We start from the raw sequence: 10295 nt of genomic DNA on the forward strand, positions 1-10295 counted from the left end.
TTAGTAGGTTATTAAGCTTAGTTTTGCTTTGGTATTTATCAAAAAAAGCTTTTGGAAATAAAAAATCTTTTTTAACTTAATTTAATTTTTATAATATAGCTAATTAAAATTAAGATGAAAAATTAGGTTAAATGTATTGTTTTAGATGAAAATCAAGTAATTTTTATTCATTTTATTAGGTATTATTTCGTCTATTATATAGGAAATTTGAGTTTAAAGAACACTTTTGTATAAAAATTAAATTAAAAGTCACATAATTTGTTGCGAAATTATAAAAATAGGTCAAATAGTATATACAGGGAGGTAATTTCTAGTGTATTCTAAAGGCAATAGAAGTAATAGATGGTAGAAGAAATCCTGTTTTGCAATAGAAGAAGTGAGGTGTGAAATGTGAAGAGTAGTCTAAAAGTATGCTTGTTTGCTATTTTGTTAGTTGTTTTTGTTCATATTGTATATCCTACGAACTTATCATATGCCAATTCGGAAAATGGGCAATCAACAATCGGGGGAATAGTAGTTGATGGTTTAAAATCTGAAAGCATGAAAGCAAAGGTGCAGGAAGCTATCAATCAATGGACAAGTGAACCGATAACCGTATCTGGTGCAGGTGTAACGATTAACTTACAGGCAGCCGCTATTCAATTTGACATAGATGGCACAATGGCAACATATGAGCAAATGACGAAAAGGTCGTGGCTTACATTTTGGAAGTCAAAACGTGTCGTGCAGTTGCCGTTGCAAATAGCAGATAGCGAGCTATTAAAAGTAGAAATTGAAAAGGTGAAGGTGTGGGAAACAGATTCTACTTATAAGAAAGTATTAGCACAGGCTGCTAATTTAGCATCTCATGAAATAGAAGCCGATGTAAAAAATATGAATGTACTAGATTATGAGCGAATTGCTTTAGAAATTCAGCCTATTCCAGATAATGTGGCTGGTTTATCAAATTTAGTGACCGTATTAAATGAGCAAGCTGTCAATCCAGGGCAAGTGTTTTCATTAGTGGCAGCATTAGGTACAGAGATAGATCGAGCGAATAATGAGACATTGGATTTTGTCGCATCGATGCTTTATAGTATTGCACTCAAAACGAATAGCGAAATTTATGAACGGGCATCGCAAAATAGTATTCCTTCTTATTTAGAGCCGGGAATTGAAGCAACGATTACACGCAACGGCTCAAAGGATTTAAAGTTTTTAAATACGATGGATTATGTGATGCAATTAAAGTTTACGGTGGAAGCTGGCAATTTAAAAACTGAAGCCTATAGTCCAGCGAATAAACAAAATGTAGGTATTCAAGTAACGCGTGATTATGAAATTTTTCCACGTGTGATTATAAGGTACTCGAAAGATTTGCCTGCGGGTAGCGAGCAATTGATTGAGGAAGGACGAGCAGGTTTGCGCGTTTCTGTGATGCGTTATAGCGCAGAAGAGCCAGAAGGGGAACTCATTAGCAAAGATTACTATGCGCCAACACATCGCGTCGTTTTAAAATCTTCTAAGGAATCCGAGGCTGAAGTGAGCGGGTCACAGGATCAACCTTTGACAAATAAACCGCAGCTTGATTTAAACGGTGATGGTTTAGCTGATTATGAGGTGGGGACACAACCAAAATTCCCACCATTGCCAAAGGATGAAAAAGATTTGCCGAAAGGTAGTTACTACGATAAGGGAGGCAATTTAATTACGCCTTAGAAGGAGGATGAAGCGTGATATGAAAGGAACCACAAGAAAGCGACTTGGGGACTTACTAATTGAAGCAGGTGTTATTACAGATGAGCAATTGCAACATGCACTTGAGACGAAAAATCGAGGCGAAAAGCTAGGAGATTTTCTTATTCAAGAAAATATTTTAACAGAGCAGCAATTGATTGAAGTACTTGAATTTCAGTTAGGTATACCACATATTCATTTAAATCAATATGCGATTGAGCCAGAATTGATTAAGCTTGTGCCTGTTGAGTTAGCGAAACGAGCAAGCATTATGCCGATTCGCCGCGACAAAAATAAATTGTTTATCGCGATGGCAGACCCGATGGATTATTTTGCGATTGAAGAGGTCCGCATGGCGACAGGCTGTCAAATTGAAGTGAGTATCGCAGCAAAAGATGATCTTTATCGGACAATTACGAAATATTATGATTTACAGGAATCGATGGAGGCGGCCTTATCAGATTTAGGTGATGCGGCAACGCGTACGGATACACAGCAGGAAATTACGGATGATGATTCACCTATTGTACGTCTTGTTAACCAAATTATCGCGAACGGTGTTGCACAGCGCGCTTCAGATATTCACTTTGACCCACATGAAACCGAATTTCGAGTGCGGTATCGTGTAGATGGCGTCTTACGAACAGAGCGTTCTTTACCAAAGCATATGCAAAATATTATTACAGCACGTATTAAAATTATGGGCAATTTAAATATTACTGAAAATCGCATTCCACAGGACGGTCGTATTAAAATTCAAGTGAATTTTAAGCCTGTTGATATTCGTTTATCGACATTGCCAGGCATTTACGGTGAGAAAATTGTTATGCGTTTACTCGATTTAAGCAATGCGCCAACCGATATTGATCAAATCGGCTTTACAGAGCAAAATGAAGTGCTTTTCCGCTCGATGATTCAACGTCCAAACGGCATTGTTTTAATTACAGGACCTACAGGCTCAGGAAAGTCGAGTACTTTATATGCGGCGCTTTCCAACTTAAATGATGAAGCGGTCAATATTATTACAGTAGAGGACCCTGTCGAGTATCAGTTAGCAGGTATTAACCAAGTGCAAGTAAAGGAAGAAGTAGGGCTTACGTTTGCGGCAGGGCTTCGCTCCATTTTACGTCAAGACCCTGATATTGTCATGATTGGGGAAATTCGAGATTTTGAAACAGCACAGATTGCGGTACGCGCGTCTTTAACAGGGCATCTTGTGTTAAGTACGTTGCATACGAACAGTGCTGTAGAGTCGATTTCCCGTTTGAAGGATATGGGCATTGAGCCGTTTTTAATCTCTTCTTCATTAGTAGGAGTGATGGCACAGCGTTTAGTGCGTAGAGTATGCCGCGATTGTAAACAAACGGTTGAGGCGACAGTACGTGAAAAAGCAATTTTTGAAGAAAATGGTTTCACTGTAGCAACTGTAACGCGAGGTCGCGGCTGTCCATCCTGCAATAATACTGGCTATCGTGGACGTATGGCGATTCATGAGCTTCTACCAATTGACCGTCAGTTGAAGGAATTAATTATTAATAGTCATAATGTTGGGGAAATTTCGAAATATATGAAACAAAAAGGCTATTATACGCTTTTACAGGATGGTTTACTGAAAGTGTTAGAAGGTGTAACAACGACTGAGGAAGTGCTACGTGTAGCAACTGTAGAGTAAGGGAGGTGATATGATGACACATTCAATTCGAGAGCTATTAATGTATGCCTATGAGCAAAAAGCATCTGATTTACATTTAACGGTTGGTATTCCACCAATGTATCGAATTGACGGTAAACTAGCGCCTTATGGTGATGAAATCGTCACACATGAATTGTTAAAAACAATGGTGCATGAACTGTTGCCAAGCCATAAAATGCAGGAATATGAGGACAAAGGCGAAACGGACTTTAATTATTCGTTAGACAGCCTATGCCGTTTCCGTGTGAATGCTTATCATCAACGCAATGCAAGTGCCGTGGCCGCCCGTTTAATTTCAAGTGAAATACCGACAATCGATTCCTTGAATATGCCAAATGTATTATTTGATTTAGCAGACAAGCCACAAGGTTTAATTTTAGTAACAGGACCTACAGGCTCTGGTAAGTCAACGACATTAGCTGCAATGATTGATTATATTAACACAAATAAAGCGAGGCACATTATCACACTAGAGGACCCGATTGAATATTTGCATACGCATAAAAAGTCGGTTGTCAACCAGCGTGAGGTTGGCGTTGATACAGAAAGCTTTGCGAATGGTTTACGCGCATCGCTACGTCAAGATCCTGACATTATTTTAGTGGGGGAGATGCGTGATTTAGAAACAATTTCTACAGCGATTACAGCGGCAGAAACAGGGCATCTTGTTTTTGGAACGCTCCATACATCGAGTGCACCAACGACAATTGACCGTATTATCGACGTATTTCCACCACATCAACAGGGGCAAATCCGCATTCAGTTAGCGAATGTTTTACAAGGCATTATTTCACAGCGTTTGTTCGTACGAAAAGGCAAAAAGGGGCGTGTAGCTGCGACGGAAATACTTGTGGCAATACCAGCTGTGACAAATTTAATACGCAATGAGAAAATTCATCAAATTCCGAGCGTCATGCAGACAAATCGAGCGCTCGGCATGCATACACTGGAAACATCAATCCAAGGGCTTGTGTCCGCTGGTCAAATTTCGTTGGAGGATGCACGCCCGTATATGAATGTAGGTGAATACATTTGACGGTTTTTAAGTATACAGGTCGCACAACAGCTGGTGTGACGAAAAAGGGCACAATTGAAGCAGCAAGTCAAAGCGCGGCGATTGCGAAATTGCGTGAGCGGGGAATTAATCCACGTGAGATTAGTGAATCAAACAGCTTAATGCATATGGAAATTAACCTTGGCAATAAAGTGAAAAATCAAGACTTCGTTATTTATTGTCGGCAGTTTGCAACATTGATTCGTGCAGGCGTCTCGATTGTTGAGGCAACCAATATTTTAGCTCGCCAATCGACATCCAAGCCTTTAAAAAAAGCGCTAGAGCAAGTAGAGGATGATGTGCGCTCAGGGATTGCTTTTTCCCAAGCAGTAGCGAAGCACCCAAAAGCATTTCCAGAACTCTTTGTCAATATGATGCGCTCTGGAGAAGCGACGGGTAATATCGACAGCACGCTAGAACGTTTAGCCAATATGTTTGAAAAGCAGTACAACTTGAAAAAGAAAGTGCAATCGACATTAGCATATCCAGCTGTGTTAACAGTGTTAATTATCGTCGTTGTCGCATTTTTATTAATCGTCATTGTACCAAGTTTTGTGACATCGTTTGAGGAAATGGGAGCAGAGCTACCACCGATTACCGTCATAACAGTTGCCTTCAGCGTATGGCTACAAAAGTTTTGGTGGCTTGTGCTCGTCGTAATATTTGTTTTAATTGGTATATTTTATTATTTATTGAAAAATAATAAGCAATTCCATTTTACAGTGCATTACATGCTGCTGAAAATGCCATTGTTTGGACCGTTGCTACAAAAAACAGCAATCGCACGCTTAATGCGTACATTATCTTCATTATTTACGGCAGCAGTGCCCATTTTACAAGCGTTAACGATTTCAGAAAAGGTCAGCGGCAACCCAGTGATCGGAAAAGTCATGCTCGATGCGAGAGCGAGCCTTGAACGCGGTAGTACATTATCAGAGCCTTTAGAGCAAAGCTGGATTTTTCCACCGATGGTAACGAGCATGACCCAAATTGGTGAAACGACAGGCTCACTCGATATGATGCTCGAAAAAATTGCCGACTTTTACGAGGCAGAAGTGGACCGTTCCGTCGACACATTAAAATCGCTAATTGAACCACTGATGATTGTCCTATTAGCAGCAGCAGTAGGAATTATCGTAGCAGCTATCTTTATGCCGATGTTCAGTCTTTACGAGCAAATGTAAAAAATCTTAGGGCGTTTTGCAAGGAGGTGAGAGTATATGCAGCAAACGTCCGAGCAAAAGTGCAACAAACAAAAACATTACAAAAAACAAGGAGGAATTTCTATGTTTAAAACTATGAAAAAACGCATTAAAAACGAGAAAGGTTTAACGCTTATTGAGCTATTAGCGGTAATCGTGATTTTAGCGATTGTGGCTGCGATTGCGGTTCCTGCGATTGGGAATATTATTGAAAATAGCCGTTCAAAAGCAATTATTGCAGACGCAACAAATATTATGAGTGGTGCACAATTGTACTTTACAGACAACCCAGGTGAAGATACATTTACTAATACTTCTGGTTCAGAAACAGCAGGATTAGATGACTTTATTGAATCTAAAGGAAAGATTATAACATTTACAGTTAAAAAGGAGTCTCCAAACAAAATTACTTTTACAGCAGATGTTAATGGAGTATCTGGTGTAACATTCAGTGATTTAACACAAGACAAATTAAACAGCGCAAGAGTATCTAAAGGTGTAATTACAATTGATAGTACTAATTATGGTGGTTCAACACCATAATTAACCCCTCAAAGAACACCTAACCTAGCAATAGCTTAGGTGTTCCATTGAAGGATTAATTGATGCATGCATTGAAGTTTAATAGTCTTAGCATAGAATGAAGAAAAAGGAGCTGCACATATGTTCAAATTTAAAAAGAAATCACATGTAGCTATCGAATTAAATGATTACATACTGCGCGTGCTCGTAAAGAAAGGTGAGCAACCATCTCAATGGGAAACGCATGATATTTTGCTTGCACAAGGAATTGTACAGGATGGCGTTATTGTAGATGAAGTTGCTTTATTTAAACTGATGAAAGACCATGTAGCAGTATTCGGTGGGAAGAAGCAGCTGATTCGTACATTTGTACCTGATACATCGGTTTTATTAAAGACGTTTGAGCATCCAGATGATATTGCAGACAATAAATTAAAACCCTTTGTGCAAATGGAGCTTGGACGAACGGTGCATTTGCCGTTTCATGAGCCATTAATCGATGTGTACGATCCTGTTGAAGGGGATGGACAAGCTACTTTGTTTGCAGCACCTTCGGAGGAAGTGACGAAGCTTGTCAATTTGCTGCTAGATGTAGCACTTACGCCAGAAGTAGTGGATATTCGCGCATTATGCAATTTAAGATTGCTTGAAAAATTAGGGCAATTACAAAATGATAAAACATATATGGTGACGAATTGGTCGATTAACGAATTAACGATTTGTATTTATTCTGATGGTCATGTAGATTTTTTACGCTTTCAAACAATCGATACAGATTTAGCGAAATGGCATGGGGTGGCGGATAGCCAAAATGAAGTAACATTTTCATATAGCGGTGAGGAAGAAGATTATCGAATGCTTCTAATTGACCGTGTGATGGAGCTTGATCGCATCATGAATTTCTTTAGATTCTCCCTACATAAAGGGGAAAAAATGATTGATGAAATTATTATTATGGGTGACAATCCGTGGCTTTCTACAATTGGCCAGCTCATTACGGAAAATTTACCTGTAGCGATGAAAATAGTAGATGATCGTCTGATTGGTCAGCATTATCCGAATATGAAAGCGAAAAATGCAGCACTGATAGGACTTGCTTTAAAGGAGGTAGACGCATGATTCCAGATATAAATCTATTACCTCATGTCAGTAGAAGCGAATCCAACTTTAAAATTTTTTATAGCATTTTAGCAATTGTCGCATTGCTCATTTTAAGCTTCATTATATGGCAGTTTTTCTCAGCAAAAAGCGAAGTAACAAAGCTGACGAATGAACAGCAAACATTGCAAGCACAGAAAGATCGGCTACAAAGTGAGTATGATGCACTGTTAGCAAACAACACCGGTTCCATACAACAAGCAGTAGCCTTTGTTGAGAAAGTTTCGTATCCTGTTTCACCATTGATGGATGAAATCCGTACACTACTGTTAGCGAATAGCTATTTACGCAATTATACTTTTGATCAACAAAAAGTAATCGTGCAGGCTGATTTTGAAACATTTACGGATATTTCGAAATACGTGGCATTACTAGAGCACAGTGAATATTTTAACGATGTTCAGCTTGGGACTGTAAAGGATTTTGAAGTGGACCCAAATAATGATATTAAAGAAAATGAAGTAGATTTTAGTACAATATCACGTTATTCTGTGCAAATTGAACTTTATATTAATGAAATTTATTTAGCCACTGGGGGTGCACAGCATGCTAAGCAATAAAAATTCAGCCCCAATTTTATTAACGGTTCTTGTCATGCTTTTATTATTCGTTAGCTATTATTATTTTGTTTTACCGAAGAAGGATGATGCAAAGCGTCTGCAAGATACTGTCTCGTCTTTACAGCAAGAAATCACGCATTTACAATCACAAATTGCTGTGAAGAAAAGTGAAGAAAGCCAAGTGCCAGAAAATCTTTTTGCTTTGCAAAAGAAAGTACCACAGAATAAAGATATTGTGACATTATTATTAAATATGGAAGAAATTGAATTGTTATCAGCCTCAAAAATAACAGGCGTACAATTTAATAATTACGATGCTTTAGTAAGTGAATCAGGATTACAAGATCCAGACACAGCAGCTGCAAATAGTGAATCAAATGCTAATCAAGAGGAGCTACCAACTTCTTCAATTGCTAAAGAATCATTACCTACTGCGTTGCAAATGGTAACATTCACTATTGATTTTGAGGCGATGAGTGAGACGAGGATGACGATGTTTGTGAAAGAACTAGAATCTTTAGAGCGTACCGTTCGCATAGATCAAATTGATTTGCGCGTACCAGGAGAGGAAGATTTAGTTGCCGAAGGTCCTCCTAAAACGATTTCCGCTAAAATTCAGGCCACAACATTTTATTATGAAGGTGAATAAATAATGACCATCACATATACAGCTTTTTTCTTTATAATAGGGCTTGTGCTTGGCTCTTTCTATAATGTTGTTGGCTTGCGCGTACCGAAAAAGGAATCGATTGTTTTTCCGGGCTCACATTGTACAAGCTGCAAGCGCCAATTAACAGTGTTAGATTTAGTTCCTGTTGTATCTTATATTTTATTGCGCGGGAAATGTCGCATATGTAAAGTGCGCATTTCCCCAATATATATGATAATGGAACTTTTCACAGGACTGCTTTTCGCCTTTTCTTATTGGTGGTTTGGCTTTTCATTAGAATTATTTATTGCATTGCTTTTCATTTCGCTGTTAATAATTATTACGGTTTCCGATATTGCTTATATGTTAATACCAGATAAGGTTTTATTATTCTTTTTGCCTTTACTGATTATTGGACGAGTGTTATCACCATTACAACCATGGTGGGATAGCTTGTTAGGTGCAGCGATCGGCTTTGGGCTATTGTTGCTTATTGCTGTTGTATCTAAGGGGGGCATGGGCGGAGGCGATATTAAATTATTTCTTCTGCTTGGTCTTGTACTTGGTACAGTCAATACCTTACTCACGCTCTTTTTAGCAGCAGCTATCGGTATGATTGTCGGCATTGTTCAACTTAAAATACGTAAAAAAGATCGTAAAACGCCAATTCCATTTGGTCCATCCATTGCACTTGCGGCCATTATTATTTACTTTTATGGCACACAGATGATGGAATGGTATATGCGCTTATTTTAGAAGCTATTTGGAAAGCAGGCGAACATACTGTTTTCCAAATAGCTATTTTAGAATTATCTAAAAATTTCATTGCTTGCTACAAATAAGTGGCATAAGATAATACTAATGGCTATGTAAGAAGGAGGAATATTGATGAAGCCAATTATCGCAGTTACCATGCATACAGGAGATAAGAAGCTAGAAATTAATGAAACATACATACAGTCCGTAGAGCTTGCAGGAGGAATCCCTTTATGCATCCCGCATCTTGCTGCTCCAGATGCTGAGGCTGTATTAAATAAAGTAGATGGTTTACTATTAATTGGTGGGCATGATGTAGACCCATATTTATATGGGCAAGAGCCACATCACAAGCTTGGCATGTTCCATACGAAACGAGACAACAGCGATTTAGAAATTTTGCAAAGTGCTTTTAACAGGCAAATGCCCATACTGGCAATATGCCGTGGACATCAAGTGTTGAATATCGCATTTGGTGGCACATTAATTCAAGATATTCCAGCACAATGGGAGCAATCATTTGCCCATGCACAAGCATCTATGAGAGATGTGGCGACACATACTGTCAAAATCACTGGACAAAAGCTGGGTGCAATTTTGGATGTACAGCAAATTCGAACGAACTCCTTTCACCATCAAGCAATTGATCAGTTAGGGGAAGGTTTAGTCACAGCTGGTATTGCAGCAGATGGTATTAATGAGGCGGTTGAACATAGCGACCACCCATTTTGTATTGGTGTTCAATGGCATCCAGAAGCAATGGCCCCGTTCGGTGATGAGCATTCTATTAAACTTTTTAAAGCATTTATTGAAGCATGTAAATAATAAGGCATGAGGATATCGGTATCTTCCCGATATCCCCATGCTTTTTTTATGAAGAAAGAAATTTAATTATATTGAGCAATAAATTAAGAAGACATCTCAGGAAAGTCGCAAATAAATCATGAGAAAGCGCAGATATCTCGAGAAAACCGCAGATAAACTA

10 protein-coding genes are annotated in these 10295 nt (G+C 38.6%); all 10 read left to right on the top strand.

Translation table 11 applies throughout. The features are described 5' to 3' along the window. Nucleotides 1-390: 390 nt before the first annotated feature. The 10 genes from C9J34_RS18060 (at nt 391) to C9J34_RS18105 (ending at nt 10135) form a co-directional block, all read left to right on the top strand. The gene (locus C9J34_RS18060) at nt 391-1698 is read left to right on the top strand and encodes a VanW family protein (RefSeq protein ID WP_153062652.1); all 1308 of its coding nucleotides are present in this window, start codon (nt 391-393) and stop codon (nt 1696-1698) included. A gap of 19 nt (nt 1699-1717) precedes the next feature. Then, nucleotides 1718-3388 carry a GspE/PulE family protein gene (locus tag C9J34_RS18065; protein ID WP_107841581.1) on the top strand — a complete coding sequence of 557 codons (1671 nt, stop codon included), beginning with the start codon at nt 1718-1720 and terminating at the stop codon, nt 3386-3388. A 13-nt stretch (nt 3389-3401) separates the two neighbouring features. Further along, entirely contained in the window at nt 3402-4445 is a 1044-nt protein-coding gene (locus C9J34_RS18070) for a type IV pilus twitching motility protein PilT (RefSeq protein ID WP_193769070.1), read from the top strand. Next, nucleotides 4442-5647 carry a type II secretion system F family protein gene (locus C9J34_RS18075; RefSeq protein ID WP_107841575.1) on the top strand — a complete coding sequence of 402 codons (1206 nt, stop codon included), beginning with the start codon at nt 4442-4444 and terminating at the stop codon, nt 5645-5647. Before C9J34_RS18070 ends, C9J34_RS18075 begins: the two co-directional genes overlap by 4 nt. 102 nt (nt 5648-5749) lie before the next feature. Beyond that, nucleotides 5750-6208, top strand: a complete 459-nt coding sequence (locus tag C9J34_RS18080; protein WP_193769071.1) for a type II secretion system protein — start codon at nt 5750-5752, stop codon at nt 6206-6208. A 120-nt stretch (nt 6209-6328) separates the two neighbouring features. Continuing rightward, entirely contained in the window at nt 6329-7306 is a 978-nt protein-coding gene (pilM, locus tag C9J34_RS18085; RefSeq protein WP_107841576.1) for a type IV pilus biogenesis protein PilM, read from the top strand. Beyond that, nucleotides 7303-7905, top strand: coding sequence for a PilN domain-containing protein (locus tag C9J34_RS18090; protein ID WP_107841577.1), 603 nt, complete (start codon nt 7303-7305; stop codon nt 7903-7905). The genes pilM and C9J34_RS18090 overlap by 4 nt, the downstream gene beginning before the upstream one ends. After that, nucleotides 7892-8554: a potassium transporter gene (locus C9J34_RS18095; protein WP_107841578.1), complete on the top strand. Its 663-nt coding sequence runs from the start codon at nt 7892-7894 to the stop codon at nt 8552-8554. Before C9J34_RS18090 ends, C9J34_RS18095 begins: the two co-directional genes overlap by 14 nt. A 3-nt stretch (nt 8555-8557) precedes the next feature. After that, entirely contained in the window at nt 8558-9310 is a 753-nt protein-coding gene (locus C9J34_RS18100; RefSeq protein WP_107841579.1) for a prepilin peptidase, read from the top strand. 132 nt (nt 9311-9442) lie between these two features. Beyond that, complete coding sequence (locus C9J34_RS18105) at nt 9443-10135, top strand: gamma-glutamyl-gamma-aminobutyrate hydrolase family protein (RefSeq protein ID WP_107841580.1); 693 nt, start codon at nt 9443-9445, stop codon at nt 10133-10135. The last annotated feature ends 160 nt before the right edge of the window (nt 10136-10295 follow it).

This window comes from Metasolibacillus meyeri (assembly GCF_003049505.1).
GTDB lineage: Bacteria > Bacillota > Bacilli > Bacillales_A > Planococcaceae > Metasolibacillus > Metasolibacillus meyeri.